Below are 18769 nucleotides of genomic sequence, written 5' to 3'. Positions count from 1 at the left end.
CTCGGCCAGGGGTCCGAGGTCGACGTCATTCTCCGAGGTTCGGGGGCCGGCGGCTCAGGCGACGACGGTGCCGACCGCACCGATCACGCCATCCAGAGGCTGGCCTGACGCGTCGCGCTTGGCTCCGGCCTCGGGCAGAGCGCGGGTCGCACCGTCAGGACCGACCGCGCGGGGGGAGTCGCCCACCCACGCCAGGGTCAGCGTGTCTTCGCCGCGCAGGAAGCGCTGCGCACGGACGCCGCCGGTCGCGCGGCCCTTCGCCGGGAACTCGGAGAATGCCGACACCTTGCCGCTGCCGGCGTCAGCACCGGCGAGCGACTGCGTCGACCCAGCGATCGTGACGACTACGGTGTTCTCGGACGCGGTCACGGCGGTGAACGCGATGACTCGCTCGCCGTCTGCGACGCGGACGCCCGCCATGCCGCCGGCGGCTCGACCCTGCGGCCGCACCGCAGCCGCGTCGAAGCGCAGCAGCTGGGCGTCGGAGGTGACGAAGACCAGCTCGGTACCGTCGGGGGCGGGCGCGGCGCCGACGACGCGATCACCGGGCTTGAGCGAGATGATCTCGGCGTCGGGCTTCCCCGGCGCGAGCTCGGTGGCCGCGACACGCTTGACCACGCCCTGAGCCGTGCCGAGCGCGATCGGCGGTTCGCCGGTCAACGGCACGATGGCCACGACGTGCTCGTTCGGGCCGAGCCCGAGGTACTGGTCGGCCTTCGAGCCTGCCGCGAGCTGAACGCTGTTGCCGGGAACCGAGGGCAGATCGACGGGCGAGAAGCGGACGAGGCGCCCCGTGCTGGTGACGGCGCCGAGGTCGCCCCGGACCGTCGCGTCGACGGCCGATCGGATGGCGTCGTGCTTGCTCCGCCGCGCAGGCGGGACGATGCCGCTGCTGAGCAGATCTTCGCCGAGCTCTGCGCGGACCATGCGGCCGGTCGCCGACAGGAACACGCGGCAGGGCGCGTCGGCGATCTGCAGGTCGACGCCGGCCTTCTTGCCCGAGCGTGCGGTCACGGGTCCGCCGTTGAGCAGCAGCGTGCGACGCGGCGTGCCGTACGTCTCGGCGGCCGCCTCGAGCTCGCGGGCCACCTGGGCTCGGAGCAGCACGTCACTCGCGAGGAGCTCCTCGAGGTGCGCGATCTCGGCCTTCAACTGGTCGCGCTCGGTCTCCAGCTCGATGCGGGAGAACTTCGTCAGGCGGCGTAGACGCAGTTCGAGGATGTACTCGGCCTGCGGCTGCGAGAGATCGAAGACGTCGATCAGTCGCGTCCTCGCCTGCTCCCCGTCATCGGACGCGCGGATGACCTGGATGACCTCGTCGATGTCGAGGATCGCGATGAGCAGGCCCTCGACGAGGTGCAGGCGCTCCTGCTTCCTGGCCAAGCGGTACCGGCTGCGCCGTGTGACGACTTCGATGCGGTGGTCGAGGTAGACGCGCAGCAGCTCTTTGAGTCCGAGCGTCTGGGGCTGTCCCTCCACCAGCGCGACGTTGTTGATGCCGAACGAGTCCTCGAGCGGGGTCAGCCGGTAGAGCTGCTCGAGCACCGCGTTCGGGTCGAAGCCCGTCTTGATCGTGATGACGAGGCGCAACCCGTGGTTGCGGTCGGTGAAGTCCTGGACATCCGAGATACCGGTCAGCTTCTTGGCGTTGACGGCGTCCTTGATCTTCTCGATGATCCGCTCGGGGCCGACCATGTACGGCAGCTCGGTCACGACGAGACCGGTGCGCCGTGGCCCGAGCGACTCGACCGACACCTTCGCGCGGGTGCGGAAGGTGCCGCGCCCGTTCGTGTAGGCATCCTTGATGCCGTCGAGTCCGACGATCACGCCGCCGCCGGGCAGGTCGGGGCCCGGCACGAACTCCATGAGCTCGTCGAGCGTCGCGTCGGGGTTCTCGAGCAGGTGCACGGCTGCCGCCACGACCTCGATGAGGTTGTGCGGCGCCATGTTCGTCGCCATGCCGACGGCGATGCCCGTCGTTCCGTTGACCAGCAGGTTCGGGTACGCGGCGGGAAGGACGGCCGGCTGCTGGAACTGTCCGTCGTAGTTCGGGACGAAGTCGACGACGTCCTCGTCGAGGTTCTCGGTCAGGGCCAGCGCGGAGGGCGCCAGCCGGGCCTCGGTGTACCGCGCTGCCGCAGGCCCGTCGTCGAGCGAGCCGAAGTTGCCGTGTCCGTCGACCAGGGGCACGCGCAGAGCGAAGTCCTGTGCGAGACGGACGAGCGCGTCGTAGATCGCGGAGTCGCCGTGCGGGTGCAGCTTTCCCATGACTTCGCCCACGACACGGGCGCTCTTGACGTGCCCCTTGTCAGGACGGAGGCCCATGTCGGCCATCTGGAACAGGATGCGCCGCTGCACGGGCTTGAGGCCGTCACGCGCGTCGGGAAGCGCGCGGGAGTAGATGACCGAATACGCGTACTCGAGGAACGAACCCTGCATCTCCGCCGAGACGTCGACGTCCTCGATGCGCTCCGGCTGGTCGGGGACGGGTGAAGCGGTGCGGGATGCGGCCATGGAGCTGTACGGACCTCGATCGGGGATGGGAGTGCGGATGCCGGGTGTGCGAGACTGTCCGCGATGCCCTCCAGCCTACCGATCGACCCGCCGGCGGCCCGGAGCCTCACCGGTGTGCTGCCGCAGCTGGTCGCCTCCGTCTCGGGTCGATCCGACTGGTTCGCTCCGGCGCGATCGGCGATCGTCATCGTCGCCGACGGGCTGGGGCGCGGCAACCTCGCTCAGCGGGCCGCTTACGCCCGGTTCCTCTCCGAGCGGATGGCCAAGCGGGATGCCGCTCGCACGGTGTTCCCGGCGACGACCGCCGCCGCCCTGAGCAGCCTCTTCACCGGCGTGCTTCCGGGTGAGCACGGCATCGTCGGCTATCGCGTCCGCGTGCCGGGCACCGCATCCGCTCCCAATCAGCTGACGGGGTGGGAGCAAGACGGGCTCGATCCGCTCTCGTGGCAGCGCTCGCAGCCGGTCTTCGAGCGCGAGGTCGCCGGGGGAAGACGCTGTTTCGTCGTGAGCCGGGCGCAGTACGCCGGCACGGGGTTCACGACGGCTACGGTGCGCGGGGCCGAGTTCGTCGCGGCCTCGGGGATCGGCGAGCGTCTCGCGATGGCTGAGGCCCTCGCGGGCACTCATGACGGGTCCCTCGTCTACGTCTACATTCCCGAGCTCGACGTCATCGGGCACGCGCAGGGCTGGGAGAGCGACCGGTGGTCGGCCGAGCTGGAGTCGCTCGACGCCGAGCTGCGGCGCTGGGACCGTCAACTGGCACCCGGGATCGGCGCGGTGCTGACGGCCGACCACGGCATGATCGACGTTCCCGCGCACCGGCATGTGCTGCTCCGAGAGGGGGACCCGCTCCTCGACGAGGTCGAAGTCATCGGCGGCGAGCCGCGGATGCTGCACCTCTATGCGTCCGACGGCGCGGCCGAACGCGTCGCTTCGCGCTGGCGCGACGCGGAGTCGGATCGCTCCTGGGTCGTGACGCGCGAGGAGGCGATCGACGCCGGGCTGTTCGGACCGGTGCATCCCGAGGTCGTACCGCGGATCGGCGACGTGCTGGTCGCCGCGCGCTCAGCGGTGGCCTACTACGACGATCGTCTCGCCGACAAGAAACCGCAGCGCATGGTCGGCCAGCACGGATCTCTGACGGATCAGGAGCGGATCGTTCCGCTCGTCCGTCTCGGCGCGTTCGCCTGAGCGGTCAGGCGTCCTCGCTGCGAGCGCCGAAGACGATCTCGTCCCACGAGGGCATCGACGTGCGGCCACCGCGACGGCGAGTCTCGGGCGCGGAATCCTCGCTCGCGGGCTCGGTCTTCGGCGTCTCGGGTTCGGACGGCGCAGGCTCGGCTGGCTCGCGCTGACCGGCCTCCAGGGCATCGAAGAGGGCGACCGGAGTGCGTTCACGCGTGTCGGCACCGCGGTCCTCGCCGGGCATCGGCTCACGCTGGCCTCGGCGACGCCGGAGCGCTTCGAGCAGATCGGCGGTCTCCGACGAGGTCACGACCGGCTCGGGCGCTCGCTTGATCGCCGCGTCCTTCGCGTTCGTGCTGCGCAGCGAGTTCGACGCGACCGCGTCAGCGTCAGCGGCGGCGGCGGGATGCCGCGGCCCGAAGGCGCCGCTGTCGAACCGGGACTCGTCCTTGGCCTGCGGCGTGTCGAGGGCGCGCAGACGGGGGATCAGTCCCTCCGGCAACGACCCCTGGCGCGACAACTGCGTCGCATCCGAGTTCAGCGGTGCCAGCGACGAGCGCCGCGGGTCGAACGACCACCGTGCGTCGTGCTCCACCTCGCCGACCGTGAACTCGACCTTCACGATCCAGCCGTCGGGTTCGCGCCAGCTGCTCCACCGCTCGCCGGTCGCGCCTGCCTCGCTGAGCTTGGTGCGAACCGCCGTTCCGAAGGTCGGCTGAGCATCGGGCTCCAGCTCGCCTGCGATGAGGACGGGCACGGCGAGCGCTTGCCCGACGATGTGCTCGCGTTCGGCGATGATCGGGCGCTCGTAACGCGCGACGTCCTCGACCCGGACTCCGAGGAGGGTGGCGACGTCAGCGGCGCTCATCCCGGAGCGGATGTGCGATTGGATCTCGCGCGGGCTGGGGCGAGGAGCCCGCGGTTCGTCCGTCGGCCGGGCGCGGCGCAGCTGGGCGCGCAGCGTCTCGTTCACCGGCAACGCGAAGCGCTCCCCGGACTCGGTGGCGAGGACGAGGATGCCCTCCTCGGTCCCGATGACCTTGAGCTGTTCCATGCGCAGAACCCTCCCAGCGATACGTGTGCCGTCATGGTGTCACAGGCATCCGGGCACCGCGGGAATATCCGGGGCGCGCCGCCGGTTTCGGGGGGCGAACCGGTCGTGCGCATCCGTTCCCGGAAGGATCTTCCGCGACGTTTTGCGAAAATCGCGCCGGTCATGCAAACTATCGCCGCCCCACTCGGCGCGGCAACCGGCAACACCTGGAAGTAGAGGCCTTTCGACATGGCTACGGATTACGACGCACCCCGCAAGACCGAGGACGACAGCGAGTCGATCGAGGCCCTGAAGGAGCGCGTGCCCGACAAGTCGTCGGGCTCGATCGACAACGAGGACGCCGACAACCCGTCGGGCTTCGAGCTACCCGGGGCCGACCTCTCGGACCTCGAACTCGATGTCGTCGTCCTGCCCCCGCAGGAGGACGAGTTCACGTGCATGGAGTGCTTCCTCGTGAAGCACCGCACCCAGATCGATCACGAGACCAAGGTCGGCGCCATTTGCACCGAGTGCGCGGCCTGATCGCACGACCTTCGCTGACCCTCGACGCTCCGGCGTCGGGGGTCTGTCTTTTACCGGGCGGCGTTTACGCGTCGGAGCCGGCCGGGGCGGCGGTCGCGCGGGCGCTCTCGATCACCGCGGCGACGCGGGCGGGCGTCCGCGAGGAGAACACCCAGTGGGTGACCGGATCGTCGTCATCTTCGATCGCGATCCGTACGACTCCGTCGATGCCGCCACGCAGAAGGTGCCAGGAACTCGACGATAGGCCGGGCCCGCGTGCCTGCCGCGCGGCGTCGCCGGTGAACGTCTCGATCTCGCCGAGGTAGGTGAGCTCGATGCTCGCGCGCCCGACTCGGAGCCGCTCGCCGGTGACTTCGATCACCGGTGAGAGGGCGATGAGTCCTGCCACGACGAGGGCTCCCACGGCGATGCCGACGATGAGCCCGACCACCGAGTCGAGCGGGGCGAGCACGAGAGCGACCATCGGCCCGCAGACGGCGGCGCTCACCAGAGCCCACAGGGATGGGCTCAAGCGCTCGCGGTAGCTTGTGGCGGGCGAGGTGGCGGGGGCGGAACTGTGCATTAGCCTCGTGGGGTGACCGAATCCGTGGACGTCCCCATTATCGCCGCCGACGTTCCCGTTTACGCCCATCCCGGAGATGCCGGAGCAGATCTCGTGTCCGTCGAGCAGCTGCGTCTCGAGCCCGGGCAGCGCGCACTCGTGGGGACCGGTGTCCGAATCGCCCTGCCGGACGGCTTCGCCGCCTTCGTCGTGCCGCGCAGCGGGCTCGCGGCGAAGCACGGGATCACCGTGGTCAACTCGCCGGGAACGGTCGACGCCGGGTACCGCGGAGAGATCAAGGTCACGCTCCTGAACACCGACACCGCCGAGCCGTACGACATCGCGCCCGGCGACCGCATCGCCCAACTGATCGTCATGCCCGTCACCCGGGCCCGCTTCATCCCCGTCGACACCCTGCCCGAGAGCGTTCGCGGTGAGGGCGGTTTCGGCTCGACCGGCTATCAGCAGCAGACAGGAGTACCCGCATGAGCGACGACGCGAAGTCGGCACCCGCCGACCGGGCCACGGCCGGCCCGTTCGACGAGTCCGAGGCCAACCCGGTTCGTCCGTACATCGATCTGGGCGGCATCAAGGTACTTCCGCGCGAGGGGCTGAACCTGCGTCTCGAGGTCGAGGAACAGACGAAGCGCATCGTCGCGGTCGGTCTCGACTACGCCGGTTCGACGCTTCAGGTCCAGCCGTTCGCAGCGCCCCGTTCGACGGGGCTCTGGGAGGAGACGCGCGAGCAGATCCGCCAGCAGGTGCGCCAGCAGGGCGGTCGCGTCGAGGAGCGCGAAGGCCCGCTCGGCCCGGAGCTGCTCGCCGAGGTCCCCGTGATGGCCGGGGCGGAGGGCAGCGGAAAGCGTCTCGCACGTTTCGTCGGCGTCGACGGGCCGCGGTGGTTCCTCCGAGGCGTCATCGGCGGTGCGGCGACCAATGACGTCGACGCGGCTGCGCAGGTCGAGGACCTCTTCCGGTCGCTCGTGGTCGTCCGCGGCGGATCGCCGATGCCGCCGCGTGACCTCATCCCGCTCAAGATGCCGGCGACCCCCGGCTCGGCGTGAGCGCTGACGAACGGCGCGAGGCCGCGACCGAGCGCCCCGCCGATCTGACCCCGCCCGAACCGGTGGCCTCGACCTCGGGCGTTCTCGGAGCCGCGCTCGGCGAGGCTGCGCGTAAGGCCGGTTTCGATCCCGACACCGAGGCTTCGACCGGGGGCGTCGTCTGGCGCGCGATGGGCGGTTTCCGCGGCATCGTCGAGGCCGTCCTCCCCGGCTTGGTCTTCATCGTCGTGTTCACGCTCACGACGGACCCGCAGACCCGTGAGGCGAATCTCTGGCTGTCGCTCGGGCTGTCGGTCGGCGTCGCCGCGGTGTTCACGCTGCTGCGCCTCATCCAGCGCGGCCCGGCAGGAGCCGCATTCGGAGGTCTCATCGCTACCGCTGCGGCCGCGGGGCTGGCGCTGTGGACGGGGCGGGGGCAGGACAACTTCATCCCGGGTCTGATCACCAATGCGGCTTACGGGACCGCCTTCCTGGTCTCGGCCCTCATTGGATGGTCGCTCATCGGACTCGCCGCCGGATTCCTCATGAACGAGGGCGTCGCCTGGAGGCGTGACAAGCGCAAGCGCCGCGTCTACTTCTGGCTCGCGATCGCCTGGGCGGGGCTCTTCTACCTCAGGCTCGCCGTGCAACTGCCGCTGTACTTCGCCGACGAAGTCGCCGCCCTCGGAACCCTGAAGCTCGTCATGGGCCTGCCGCTGTTCGCCCCGCTCGCGGCCGTCACCTGGCTCGCCGTGCGGGCGCTCTATAAGCGGCCCGCCGAGTGATACATTTATCTTGACGTCAAGATAAATTTCCCCCGATCCGACTAAGGGTCGCCTCACTAGATCGACCGGTGCGGCGAGGGGATGATGGGACAGTGCGCGCGAGCGCGCGGCCCGCCGATGAAGGAGAGCAGACGTGTCCACTGTTGACAGCTTCGGAGCCAAGAGCACCCTGACGGTCGGCAGCACCGACTACGAGATCTTCCGGATCGACACGGTCGAGGGTTACGACCGTCTTCCCTTCAGCCTCAAGGTGCTGCTCGAGAACCTCCTGCGCACCGAGGACGGCGCGAACGTGACGCAGGAGCAGATCCGCGCGCTGGGTTCGTGGGACGCCTCGGCAGAGCCCGACACCGAGATCCAGTTCACCCCGGCCCGCGTCGTGATGCAGGACTTCACGGGCGTGCCCTGCATCGTCGATCTCGCCACGATGCGCGAGGCGGTGACCGCGCTCGGCGGTGACCCCAACCGCATCAACCCGCTCTCGCCCGCCGAGATGGTCATCGACCACTCGGTCATCGCCGATCTCTTCGGCAGCGAGAACGCCCTCGAGCGCAACGTCGAGATCGAGTACGAGCGCAACGGCGAGCGTTACCAGTTCCTCCGTTGGGGTCAGGGCGCGTTCGACGACTTCAAGGTCGTCCCCCCGGGCACCGGCATCGTCCACCAGGTGAACATCGAGCACCTCGCGAAGGTCATCTACGACCGCAACGTCGACGGTGTGCTCCGTGCGTACCCCGACACCTGTGTCGGCACCGACTCGCACACCACGATGGTCAATGGCCTCGGTGTCCTGGGTTGGGGTGTCGGCGGCATCGAGGCCGAGGCCGCGATGCTGGGTCAGCCCGTGTCGATGCTCATCCCGCGCGTCGTGGGCTTCAAGCTCACCGGCGAGATCCCCGCGGGCGTCACCGCGACCGACGTCGTGCTGACGATCACCGACATGCTGCGCAAGCACGGCGTGGTCGGCAAGTTCGTCGAGTTCTACGGCGCCGGCGTCGGGTCCGTCCCGCTCGCGAACCGCGCCACGATCGGCAACATGAGCCCCGAGTTCGGGTCGACCGCCGCGATGTTCCCCATCGACGACGTCACGCTCGACTACCTGCGCCTGACCGGCCGCGACGAGCAGACCGTCGCCCTCGTCGAGGCGTACGCGAAGGAGCAGTCGCTCTGGCACGACCCCGCGAACGAGCCGAGCTACAGCGAGTACATGGAGCTCGACCTCTCGACGGTCGTCCCGTCGATCGCCGGCCCGAAGCGCCCGCAGGACCGCATCCTCCTGTCGGAGTCGAAGGAGCAGTTCGCGAAGGACATCCTCAACTACGCGACGGCCGCCGACGAGGCCGTCGAGGTCGAGGGCACCTTCCCGGCGTCCGACCCGGGCAACGCCCCGGGCGTCGAGCACGAGACCCACTCCGACGACACCGTCTCGCACCAGCACGACCACGCGCACGCGGGTCTGCTCTCGAGCGGCGCACGCCATGCGGCATCCAACCCGGTGAAGGTCACGCAGCCGTCGGGCGAGAGCTACATGCTCGACAACGGCGCAGTGACGCTCGCGGCCATCACGTCGTGCACCAACACGTCGAACCCGTCGGTCATGATCGCCGCAGGTCTGCTGGCCCGCAAGGCCTCGGAGCGCGGCCTCACGCGCAAGCCGTGGGTCAAGACGACGCTCGGCCCCGGCTCGAAGGTCGTCACCGACTACTACGAGAAGTCCGGCCTCGACAAGGACCTCGAGAACCTCGGCTTCTACACCGTCGGCTACGGCTGCACGATCTGCATCGGAAACTCCGGCCCGCTGATCGAAGAGGTCTCGGCCGCGATCAACGAGAACGACCTCGCGGTCACCGCGGTGCTCTCGGGCAACCGCAACTTCGAAGGCCGCATCAGCCCCGACGTCAAGATGAACTACCTGGCCTCGCCGCCGCTGGTCGTCGCGTACGCCCTGGCCGGGTCGATGAACTTCGACTTCGAGACCGATGCGCTCGGCAAGGACTCGGACGGCAACGACGTCTTCCTCAAGGACATCTGGCCCGCTCCCGATGAGGTCCAGGAGATCATCGACTCGTCGATCTCGCGTGAGCAGTTCATCAAGCAGTACGCCACCGTGTTCGACGGTGACGAGCGCTGGAAGAACCTGCCCACGCCGACCGGCCCGGTGTTCGAGTGGGACGAGGACTCGACCTACGTCCGCAAGGCGCCGTACTTCGACGGCATGCAGATGGAGCTGACCCCGGTCGCCGACATCACCGGTGCGCGCGTCATGGCGACGCTGGGCGACTCGGTCACCACCGACCACATCAGCCCGGCCGGAAACATCAAGGCCGGCACCCCGGCCGCGCAGTACCTCACCGAGCACGGCGTCGCGCAGAAGGACTTCAACTCCTACGGCTCGCGCCGTGGCAACCACGAGGTCATGATCCGCGGAACCTTCGCCAACATCCGTCTGAAGAACGAGCTCACGGCAGCGGTCAACGACGGCAAGGTCGTCGAGGGCGGCTACACGCGCGACTTCACTCAGGAGGGCGGCCCGCAGTCGTTCATCTACGACGCGAGCCAGAACTACCAGGCGCAGGGTACGCCGCTCGTCATCTTCGGCGGCAAGGAGTACGGCTCGGGCTCGTCGCGCGACTGGGCGGCGAAGGGCACCAACCTCCTCGGCGTGAAGGCGGTCATCACCGAGAGCTTCGAGCGCATCCACCGCTCGAACCTGATCGGCATGGGCGTCGTCCCGCTGCAGTTCCCCGCCGGTGAGAGCTGGAAGTCGCTGGGACTCGACGGCACCGAGATCATCTCGATCACGGGACTCGAACAGCTGAACGAAGGCGTCACCCCGAAGACGGTGAAGGTCGTCGCCGAGCCGAGCGAGTTCTCGCCCGAGGGCAAGCAGACGGTCGAGTTCGACGCGATCGTGCGCATCGACACCCCCGGTGAGGCCGACTACTACCGCAACGGCGGCATCCTGCAGTACGTGCTGCGCTCGCTCGTCTGAGACACGGAGCTGCAGTAGTCCACGAGAGGCCGGAGCGTCCAGCTCCGGCCTCTCGTGCATCCCGCTGATTAGACTTACCGGCACCCGATGGAAGGAGGAGCTCGATGTCGTTGCTCTCCTCGATCTCGCACCCGCGCGATCTCGACGCCCTCTCGATCGCTCAGCTCGAGACGCTCGCCGGTGAGATCCGCTCGTTCCTCGTCGAGAACGTCGCGCGCAGCGGCGGGCACCTCGGACCCAACCTCGGAGTCGTCGAGCTCACCCTCGCGATCCATCGGGTCTTCGACTCTCCGAACGACCCGGTGGTCTTCGACACCGGGCATCAGTCCTACGTGCACAAGCTGATCACGGGCCGCCAGGACTTCTCGCGGCTGCGCTCGCGGGGCGGCTTGGCTGGCTACCCGCAGCGCAGCGAGAGCGAGCACGACGTCGTCGAGTCGTCGCACGCGTCGAGCTCGCTCAGCTGGGCCGACGGCATCTCACGGGCCTTCGCCCGCACCGGTCGCACCGACCGCCATGTCGTCACCGTGGTCGGCGATGGCTCCCTGACCGGCGGGATGACGTGGGAGGCGCTCAACAACATCTCCGACGACAACGATCGCAACCTGGTCATCGTCGTCAACGACAACGGCCGTTCGTACGCGCCGACGATCGGCGGCATGGCGCGTTTCCTGAACAAGGTGCGCACCACCGAGGGCTACCGGTCGTTGCACGAAGGCTCAGCGTCGCTCTTCGGCCGCCTCGGGCCGGCGGCGCGGGCCGTCTACCGCGGACTCCGCGGTGGGACTCACGGATTCTTGTCCCGGTTCGTGAACAATGAGGCCCTGTACTCGAATCTCGATATCAAGTACCTCGGACCCGTCGACGGCCACGACCTCGAGGCCATGATCGAGACCCTGCGCCTCGCGAAGTCGTACGGTGCTCCGGTCATCGTGCACGCGATCACCGAGAAGGGCCGCGGCTACGCGCCCGCCCGACTCGACGAAGCCGACCAGTTCCATGCCGTGGGGAAGATCGACCCTGCGACGGGCCAGCCGGTCTCCTCCGGTGGCAAGACGACCTGGACCGACGTGTTCGCCGAGGAGCTCGTGTCTGCGGGGGAGCGCCGCGGCGATGTCGTCGCGATCACTGCGGCGATGCTGCGTCCGACCGGGCTGCTGCCCTTCGCGCAGCGGTTCCCCGACCGTGTCCTGGACGTCGGCATCGCGGAGCAGCACGCCGTCGCGGCATCCGCCGGCCTCGCCTTCGGCGGCCTGCATCCGGTCGTCGCGATCTACGCGACGTTCATGAACCGCGCGTTCGACCAGATGATGATGGATGTCGCGCTGCACCGTGCAGGTGTGACGTTCGTCCTCGACCGGGCCGGCGTGACCGGACCCGACGGACCCAGCCATCACGGCATCTGGGACCTCGCGATGCTCCAGCTCGTGCCCGGCGTCCGTATCGCGGCGCCGCGAGACGCTGAGCGTCTCCGCGAGGTATTCCGTGAGGCCGTCGACATCGAGGACGCGCCCACGGTCGTTCGATATCCGAAGGGATCGGTCGGCGACGAGTTGCCCGCTGTGGAACGTCTGGACGACGGAACCGACGTGCTGGTGCGGGGCGAATCGGACGATGTCCTCATCGTCGGCATCGGCCCGATGGCGCGCCTGGGCATCGAGGTCGCCGAGCGCCTGCGAGCACAGGGAATCGGCGCGACCGTCATCGATCCTCGCTGGGTGGTCCCGGTCGCTCGCTCGGTCGTGGATCTCGCCGCTGGACACCGGCTCGTCATCACCATCGAGGACGGGATCCGTGTCGGTGGTATCGGCACACGCATCCGCCAGGTTCTTCGCGAGGCCGGCATCGACACGGCCGTCGACGAGCTCGGACTGCCCGACGAGTTCATCGATCACGCGGAGCGCGACGAGATCCTCGACGACGCGGGTCTGACGTCCGCGAAGATCGCGCACGACGTCGTCGCGCAGGTCCTCGGTACCCGCATCCCGATCGCCCGGCCGAGCGCGGATGCCGCGACGGACTGGGCGGATGCCGCCGACGCGCCGGGCCGCGCGGGTGCGAGCGACGGCGAGCCTCAGCCTCGCGGCCGCTGACGTCGTCGCCGGTCGGGGGAGATGATGCGGTAGTTCTCGTCGAGGGGATCCTCGGTGGCGGCGTCCGGGTTCGAGGTCGGCACGACGTCGCCGAACACCTCGGCGTCGAGGCGGAGGGCTCGCCGCATGGTGATGAACCAGGCGCCTGCGAGTCCGAGGGCGCTGAGAGGCACGTTGACGAGGAAGGCGATCGATTCGATCCACCCGTCGCCCGAGTCGCCGATGAGCAAGGGAAGGGCGACGGCCGTGGTGGCGAAGCCGACCAGCGCGCCGTAGGCCGTGAAAGCGATGAGATGTGCGCCGACACGTGGCGAACGTCGCAGGAGGCGGCCGAGTGCGTATGCGCCGGGGGAGCCGATCACCACAGCGGGCACGGAGACGACCAAGATCATCACGGTGCCCACGACCAAGCTGAAGCCGCCCGTCAGCACCGCCCAGGCGACGATGAGTAGCAGCGTGGTCGCGCCCCACGCGCGGGCGATGCCCGCCAGGAACTCGGCGCGGGTGAACGCGAGGGGTTCGGCATCCGTGCGGGGCGAGTCTCGACGTGGTGCGCGCTGCTGTTGCGGGCCGGCGCCCGTCACGAGCGGGCCTCGGCGATGAGGTCGAGAAGTTCCCGCACCGGCCGCCGCAGCATCGGGAGGCGCGCCAGTGGGAGCGCCATCGCGAGCAGTGCCAGGCCCTTGTCGAGCAAGCGCCGCGTCTTCGCCTGGTGATCGGACTCGTCGTAGACCCAGTACATCGCGAGCAGCAGATGCGCGAGAACGAGCGCGCCGGGCAGCGCCTCGGCGATGTCCTTCGGAAGCTTGTGGTCGGCACCGTCGACGGCGGTACGGAACAGATCCTCCACGATCGCGAGCGAGGCGTTCGACTCGGGCGACAGCGGGTTGATCGACGATCGCGGCGAGACGGCGGCCGTCAGGAACTCGGGCGCATGGCCATGCGTCGGCGTCAGTTGATCGAGGCCCGTGTGGAAGACGATCGCGAGCCTGTCCTTGAGGTCGCGCTCCGACTCGAGTCCGGGCAGGGCGGCCGCGCGGTGACCCTGCTGCACCTGCAGGTAGAACTCCTGCACGAGCTCGTTCTTCGACGCGAAGTGGTAGTTCGTCGTCCCGACCGACACGCCGGCCTCCGACGCGATGCGGCGGATGGTGGTCGCGTCGTAGCCGCGTTCGCGAAACGAACGCAGTGCCGTCTCGACGATCAGGGCACGTGTGCGGTCGCGCTTCGATCCGGTCGGCTCCGGGGTGCTGAACATGTTCAGATACTAGCGTGCAGGCAGCCCCGCCACAGGCTTCCCCGCTCCCGTGGAAGCATGGAGGGATGACCGGCGACAACCTCACCCGTACCGACGCCCAGCATCGTGCAGCCGAGGTCCGGCTCCACACCATCGATGTCTCCCTCGACGTCCGTGACGCCCCGCGCGCCGAGGAGACCACGTTCAGCACCCGCGCGATCCTGTCGTTCGATGCGCGCGTCGGCGGTGAGACCTGGGTCGACTTCCTCGGTTCGAGCGTCGATGCGGTCATCGTGAACGGCGAGAGCCGGCCCGTGGAATGGGACGGCGCGCGCATCCGCATCCGTGACCTCGCGGAGCGCAACACCGTCTCGATCGCGGCGCGCGGCGTCTACAGCCGCTCGGGGGAGGGCCTCCACCGCTTCGTCGACCCGGTCGACGGCGCCGTCTACCTGTACACGCAGTACGAGCCCGCGGACGCGCGTCGCGTCTACCCGTGTTTCGAGCAGCCGGACCTGAAGGCACGCTGGCGGATGCGGGTCGCGGCGCCGGAGGGCTGGCGGGTGCTGTCCAACGGTGCGGAGACCGACCGTCGGGACCTCGACGGCGGTACCGAGGTCACCTTCGCTGAGACCCTCCCGATCTCCAGTTACATCACCGCCGTCGCCGCAGGCCCCTACCACCGCGTCGCCGCGGTCTGGGACGGACCCGAGGGACCTGTCGACCTGGGCGTCCTGTGCCGTGCCTCGCTGGCGCCGTACCTCGACGCCGAGGAGATCATCGACATCACCCGCCGTGGGCTCGCGTACTTCGGTGAGGCGTTCGGGCTCGGCTATCCGTGGGGCAAGTACGACCAGATCTTCGTGCCCGAGTACAACCTCGGCGCGATGGAGAACCCCGGTCTCGTCACGTTCACCGAGGCGTACGTCTTCCGCGGGGCCGCGACCGCCGCGCAGCGCGAGGCCCGCGCCAACACGATCCTCCACGAGATGGCGCACATGTGGTTCGGCGACCTCGTGACCATGCGGTGGTGGGACGACCTGTGGCTCAAGGAGTCCTTCGCGGACTTCATGGGCTCGCATGCGTCTGTCGCGACCGGGCTCTATCTGGATGCCTGGGTGAGCTTCGCGAGCCGGCGGAAGGGGTGGGCCTACGAGCAGGACCAGCTTCCGACCACGCATCCGATCGTGGCGGACATTCCCGACCTGCAGGCGGCCAAGCTCAACTTCGACGGGATCACGTACGCCAAGGGAGCGTCCGTGCTCAAGCAGCTCGTCGCGTACGTGGGGGAGGAGGCGTTCTTCGCCGGCGCGCGCAAGTACTTCGCCGACAACGCCTTCGGGAACACCACGCTCGGTGATCTGCTGGACGCCCTCGAGCACACCTCCGGGCGCGACCTGCGGGCGTGGAGTCGCGCCTGGCTCGAGACCACCGGGATGTCGGATCTGTCGGTCGAGCGCGATGGATCGGACGGCGTCACGATCGTCCAGACCGATCCCCGACCCCACCGCGTGACGATCGGACGGTACGCGGCGTCGGAGGGGGCGCTCCGCCGAGAGGGCGGGGTCGAGCTCGATCTCGTCGACGCCCGGACGCCGCTGCCCGGTGATGCCGCGGGCGTGATCATCCCGAACGACGACGACCGCACCTATGCCAAGGTGCGCCTCGACGGTGACACGACGGCAGCCCTCGAGCGCTCGCTCTCGACGGTCGGCGACCCGCTCGCTCGTTCGGTGGCGTGGGCCGCGCTCTGGAACGCGGTTCGCGACGGTCGCCTCGAAGTGGCGCGCTACCTCGAGATCGTCGGAGCGCACGCCGCGGCCGAGACGCACATCGGCCTCCTCACCGACGCGGTCGCGCATGCCGACTACGCGATCGCTCATTACGCCGCTCCCGCACAGCGCGAGTCGCTCGCCGCGCGCTGGCTGGAGACCGTCTGGCGGTCGTTGCACGAAGCCCGCCCCGGGACGGACGCCCAGCTTGTCTGGGCGCGCGCCCTGGGCGCTGCCGCCGCGGTGGATGCGGGGCGTGCGGCGTCGTTGCGCCAGCTGCTCGCCGGCGAAGGGCAGCTCCCCGAGGGTCTCGTGCTCGATGCGGACCTGCGATGGAGCTGGCTGTTCGCGCTCGCCTCGACGGGCCAGGCCAGCGCCGCCGAGATCGACGCCGAGCTGGTCCGCGACGATACCGCGAAGGGGAGGCGAGCCCACCGCGCCGCCCGAGCGGCGCTGCCGGAGGCGCCGGTGCGCGAGGCCGCGTGGGTCGCGGCATGGACAGACGAGACCCTGTCGAACGACGAGCTCGACGCCACGATCGCGGGTGTCCGCGCCGGAGGGCGGCGCGATCTCATCGCGGCCCTCGACGGCGACTATTTCTCGCGCATCGGCCGAGTCTGGGAGACCCGGAGCATCGAGATCGCGCGCCGCCTCGTGCGCGGTCTGTTCCCGGCGACGGATGACCTGACGGCGGCGACGACGTGGCTGGACTCGAACCCCGGGGCGCCGGCCGCGTTGCGTCGCATCGTGATCGAGCAGCGCGATGTCCGCGAGCGCGACCTGCGCGTGCAGAGCGCGCAGGGCCGACCGGCGTGACGCGACGAGGACCCCGCGGCTTCGTGCCACGGGGTCCTCGTCGGCGGTGCAGCGCTGGCTGTCAGCGGTTCGCGATCCCGCGGATGGGCGGGTGGTGGAACGTGTCGCCGAACGCCCGCTCCGATGCGCCCTCCCGATCGAGGTAGGGCGAAGCACCGCCGTCGACGAACGGCCAGCCGGCGCCCAGGATGAGACACAGGTCGATGTCCTGGACCTCGGGAACGACGCCCTCGTCGAGCATGAGCTTGATCTCCTGCGCCAGGCCGTCCTGAACGCGCTGGAGGATCGTGTCGGCCGCGACCGGCGACGAACCCGTCGCCTTCTTCGCGATCTTCTCCGCGGCCTTGGTGAAGCCGGTGACCCGTCCTCCCTTGTCCTTCTCGACGACCTCGGGCAGTTCCGCGAGCTGGTGGAAGTTCTCGTTCGCATAGAAGCGGTCGGGGAACGCCGAGGTCATCGTGTCCTGCACGTGTGCGGCGACCTTCCAGCCGACGAGGTCGATGAGCTGGAAGGGCCCCATCGGCAGCCCGAGCGGCGCGAAGGCCTTCTCGACATCGGCGACCGGCGTGCCCTCGTAGACGGCACGCGCCGCCTCGCCCATGACTTTCGCCAGCAGTCGGTTCACGACGAAGCCGGGCGCGTCGGCTGTCAGGACGGCGTTCTTGCCGAGGCCCTTCGCGACGACGAACGCGGTTGACAGGGCAGCATCCGTCGTCTGCGATGTCTTCACGACCTCGATCAGCGGCATGACCGCGACGGGGTTGAAGAAGTGGAAGCCGACGAGACGCTCGGGGTGGGCGAGCTTCGCGCCGATCTCCGCCACGGACAGCGACGAGGTGTTCGTCGCGAGGATCGCGTCGTCGGCGATGATCTTCTCGATCTCGCCGAAGACCTGCTGCTTGACCCCGACCTCCTCGAACACCGCCTCGATGACGAAGTCGCAGTCGGCGTACTCGCTCTTGTCGACCGTGCCGTGCACGAGCGAGCGGAGCTTGCCCGCCGTGTCGGAATCGATGCGGCCCTTCGCCTCGAGCTTGCCGATCTCGTCGCGGATGTAGGCGAGCCCCTTGTCGACGCGCGCCTGATCGAGGTCCGTGATGAGCACGGGCACCTGGAGCTTGCGGACGAACAGCAGCGCGAACTGGCTGGCCATGAGGCCCGCGCCGATGACGCCGACCTTCGTCACCTTCTTCGCCAGCGCCTTGTCGGGAGCGCCGACCGGCCGCTTCGCGCGCTTCTGCACCAGGTCGAAGGCGTACATCGACGCGGCGAACTGGTCACCCGAGATCAGTTCGGCCAGAGCGTCGTCCTCGCGGGCGAAGCCTTCGTCGCGTGAGCCGCCGCGGGCCTTCTCAAGCAGCTCGAGGGCCAGGTAGGGGGCCTTCGGGACGGTGCCGATCTTCGACTCGAGCATGCCGCGGGCAACCTTGACGGCGATCGGCCACTTGGTCAGGCGCTCGAGCTTGCCGGGCTCGTTCTTGCGCGTGACCGAGACGGCGCCCGACAGCACGCGGTCGGCCCAGGCGAGCGAGTCCTCGAGGTAGCTCACCGCGGGGAAGATCGCGTCCATGATGCCCAGGTCGTACGCCTGCTGCGGCTTGAGCACGCGGTTCTGCTTGAGCGGATTGCTGATGACCACTTCGAGCGCGTTCTCGATCCCGATGAGGTTCGGCAGCAGGTAGGCGCCTCCCCAGCCCGGGATGAGCCCGAGGAAGACCTCGGGCAGCGCGATCGCCGCGGCGGAGGCGTCCACGGTGCGGTAGGTGCTGTTGAGCGCGATCTCGAGACCGCCGCCGAGGGCGAGGCCGTTCACGAAAGCAAAGGAAGGGACGCCCAGCTGCGACAGACGCCCGAGCACCTGGTGCCCGCGCTGCGCGACGAGCTTCGCGATTTCCTTCGAGGGCAACCGTGAGACATCGGAGAGGTCGGCGCCCGCAGCGAGGATGTACTGCTTGCCGGTGATGCCGACGGCGTCGATCTCCCCGGCCGCCGCACGGGCGGCGAGCGTGTCGAGCACGCCGCCCAGCTCGGCGAGCGTCGCCGGACCGAGCGTGTTCGGCCGGGTGTGGTCTCGTCCGTTGTCGAGGGTGATGAGCGCCAGCGTGCGGCCCGAGGCGAGCCGGACATCGCGCACCAGCGAATGCGTGACGACCTCGTCACCGGTGAGGGCGTCGAGGGGGGAGAAGTCGATGTCGTCGTAGGTCATGTCGGCGCG

Annotated in this window: 14 protein-coding genes; 8 read left to right on the top strand and 6 right to left on the bottom strand. The window is 69.3% G+C overall.

Annotated elements, in window-relative coordinates:
- Positions 1-54: 54 nt before the first annotated feature.
- Positions 55-2514 (bottom strand): DNA topoisomerase (ATP-hydrolyzing) subunit A, encoded by a 2460-nt coding sequence (locus ACI2K6_RS03065; RefSeq protein WP_404568063.1) that lies wholly within the window; start codon positions 2512-2514, stop codon positions 55-57.
- Positions 2515-2577: 63 nt separating this feature from the next.
- On the opposite strand from ACI2K6_RS03065, the gene ACI2K6_RS03060 reads away from it, so the two are divergent.
- Positions 2578-3705, top strand: a complete 1128-nt coding sequence (locus ACI2K6_RS03060; protein ID WP_282502416.1) for an alkaline phosphatase family protein — start codon at positions 2578-2580, stop codon at positions 3703-3705.
- Positions 3706-3709: 4 nt separating this feature from the next.
- Here ACI2K6_RS03060 and sepH read toward each other — a convergent pair whose 3' ends face one another.
- Entirely contained in the window at positions 3710-4753 is a 1044-nt protein-coding gene (sepH, locus tag ACI2K6_RS03055) for a septation protein SepH (RefSeq protein ID WP_274177688.1), read from the bottom strand.
- 228 nt (positions 4754-4981) lie between these two features.
- Here sepH and ACI2K6_RS03050 point away from each other — a divergent pair, with 228 nt between their 5' ends.
- Positions 4982-5275 (top strand): DUF4193 domain-containing protein, encoded by a 294-nt coding sequence (locus ACI2K6_RS03050; protein WP_023951316.1) that lies wholly within the window; start codon positions 4982-4984, stop codon positions 5273-5275.
- A gap of 64 nt (positions 5276-5339) precedes the next feature.
- Here the strand turns inward: ACI2K6_RS03050 and ACI2K6_RS03045 are convergent, their stop codons facing one another.
- A complete protein-coding gene (locus ACI2K6_RS03045; protein WP_404568062.1) occupies positions 5340-5786 on the bottom strand; it encodes a DUF3093 domain-containing protein in 447 nt (148 codons plus the stop codon).
- Between the two features lie 63 nt (positions 5787-5849).
- On the opposite strand from ACI2K6_RS03045, the gene dut reads away from it, so the two are divergent.
- From dut to dxs, 5 genes are all read left to right on the top strand, one after another.
- Positions 5850-6305 carry a dUTP diphosphatase gene (gene dut, locus ACI2K6_RS03040; protein WP_181574120.1) on the top strand — a complete coding sequence of 152 codons (456 nt, stop codon included), beginning with the start codon at positions 5850-5852 and terminating at the stop codon, positions 6303-6305.
- Positions 6302-6880, top strand: a complete 579-nt coding sequence (locus tag ACI2K6_RS03035; protein ID WP_112614172.1) for a DUF3710 domain-containing protein — start codon at positions 6302-6304, stop codon at positions 6878-6880. The genes dut and ACI2K6_RS03035 overlap by 4 nt, the downstream gene beginning before the upstream one ends.
- Positions 6877-7644: a DUF3159 domain-containing protein gene (locus ACI2K6_RS03030; RefSeq protein ID WP_274177690.1), complete on the top strand. Its 768-nt coding sequence runs from the start codon at positions 6877-6879 to the stop codon at positions 7642-7644. The genes ACI2K6_RS03035 and ACI2K6_RS03030 overlap by 4 nt, the downstream gene beginning before the upstream one ends.
- Positions 7645-7777: 133 nt before the next feature.
- Positions 7778-10636: an aconitate hydratase AcnA gene (gene acnA / locus ACI2K6_RS03025; RefSeq protein WP_274177691.1), complete on the top strand. Its 2859-nt coding sequence runs from the start codon at positions 7778-7780 to the stop codon at positions 10634-10636.
- Positions 10637-10740: 104 nt separating this feature from the next.
- Positions 10741-12729 carry a 1-deoxy-D-xylulose-5-phosphate synthase gene (gene dxs / locus ACI2K6_RS03020; RefSeq protein WP_323987548.1) on the top strand — a complete coding sequence of 663 codons (1989 nt, stop codon included), beginning with the start codon at positions 10741-10743 and terminating at the stop codon, positions 12727-12729.
- Here the strand turns inward: dxs and ACI2K6_RS03015 are convergent.
- Together ACI2K6_RS03015 and ACI2K6_RS03010 are read right to left on the bottom strand one after the other, a co-directional pair.
- Positions 12711-13313 (bottom strand): hypothetical protein, encoded by a 603-nt coding sequence (locus ACI2K6_RS03015; protein WP_274177693.1) that lies wholly within the window; start codon positions 13311-13313, stop codon positions 12711-12713. The two genes, dxs and ACI2K6_RS03015, sit on opposite strands and share 19 nt — an antisense overlap.
- Entirely contained in the window at positions 13310-13987 is a 678-nt protein-coding gene (locus tag ACI2K6_RS03010; RefSeq protein WP_112614182.1) for a TetR/AcrR family transcriptional regulator, read from the bottom strand. Before ACI2K6_RS03010 ends, ACI2K6_RS03015 begins: the two co-directional genes overlap by 4 nt.
- A 65-nt stretch (positions 13988-14052) precedes the next feature.
- Here ACI2K6_RS03010 and pepN point away from each other — a divergent pair, with 65 nt between their 5' ends.
- Entirely contained in the window at positions 14053-16554 is a 2502-nt protein-coding gene (pepN, locus tag ACI2K6_RS03005; RefSeq protein WP_404568061.1) for an aminopeptidase N, read from the top strand.
- 61 nt (positions 16555-16615) lie between these two features.
- On the opposite strand, the gene ACI2K6_RS03000 is transcribed toward pepN, so the two are convergent.
- Positions 16616-18760, bottom strand: a complete 2145-nt coding sequence (locus ACI2K6_RS03000) for a 3-hydroxyacyl-CoA dehydrogenase NAD-binding domain-containing protein (RefSeq protein WP_404568060.1) — start codon at positions 18758-18760, stop codon at positions 16616-16618.
- Between the last annotated feature and the right edge of the window lie 9 nt (positions 18761-18769).

Origin of the sequence: Microbacterium sp. NPDC006705 (genome assembly GCF_044903545.1) — a bacterium.
GTDB classification, from domain to species: domain Bacteria; phylum Actinomycetota; class Actinomycetes; order Actinomycetales; family Microbacteriaceae; genus Microbacterium; species Microbacterium plantarum.
The sequence above is the reverse complement of the archived record's forward strand: the minus strand, read 5'-3'. Positions and strand labels throughout refer to the sequence as shown.

Coding starts and splice junctions, on each gene's coding strand:
- ACI2K6_RS03050 (WP_023951316.1), top strand. CDS start 4,982: ATGGCTACGGATTACGACGCACCCCGCAAGACCGAGGACGACAGCGAG.
- dxs (WP_323987548.1), top strand. CDS start 10,741: ATGTCGTTGCTCTCCTCGATCTCGCACCCGCGCGATCTCGACGCCCTC.
- ACI2K6_RS03035 (WP_112614172.1), top strand. CDS start 6,302: ATGAGCGACGACGCGAAGTCGGCACCCGCCGACCGGGCCACGGCCGGC.
- ACI2K6_RS03060 (WP_282502416.1), top strand. CDS start 2,578: ATGCCCTCCAGCCTACCGATCGACCCGCCGGCGGCCCGGAGCCTCACC.
- ACI2K6_RS03000 (WP_404568060.1), bottom strand. CDS start 18,760: ATGACCTACGACGACATCGACTTCTCCCCCCTCGACGCCCTCACCGGT.
- sepH (WP_274177688.1), bottom strand. CDS start 4,753: ATGGAACAGCTCAAGGTCATCGGGACCGAGGAGGGCATCCTCGTCCTC.
- pepN (WP_404568061.1), top strand. CDS start 14,053: ATGACCGGCGACAACCTCACCCGTACCGACGCCCAGCATCGTGCAGCC.
- ACI2K6_RS03010 (WP_112614182.1), bottom strand. CDS start 13,987: ATGTTCAGCACCCCGGAGCCGACCGGATCGAAGCGCGACCGCACACGT.
- ACI2K6_RS03065 (WP_404568063.1), bottom strand. CDS start 2,514: ATGGCCGCATCCCGCACCGCTTCACCCGTCCCCGACCAGCCGGAGCGC.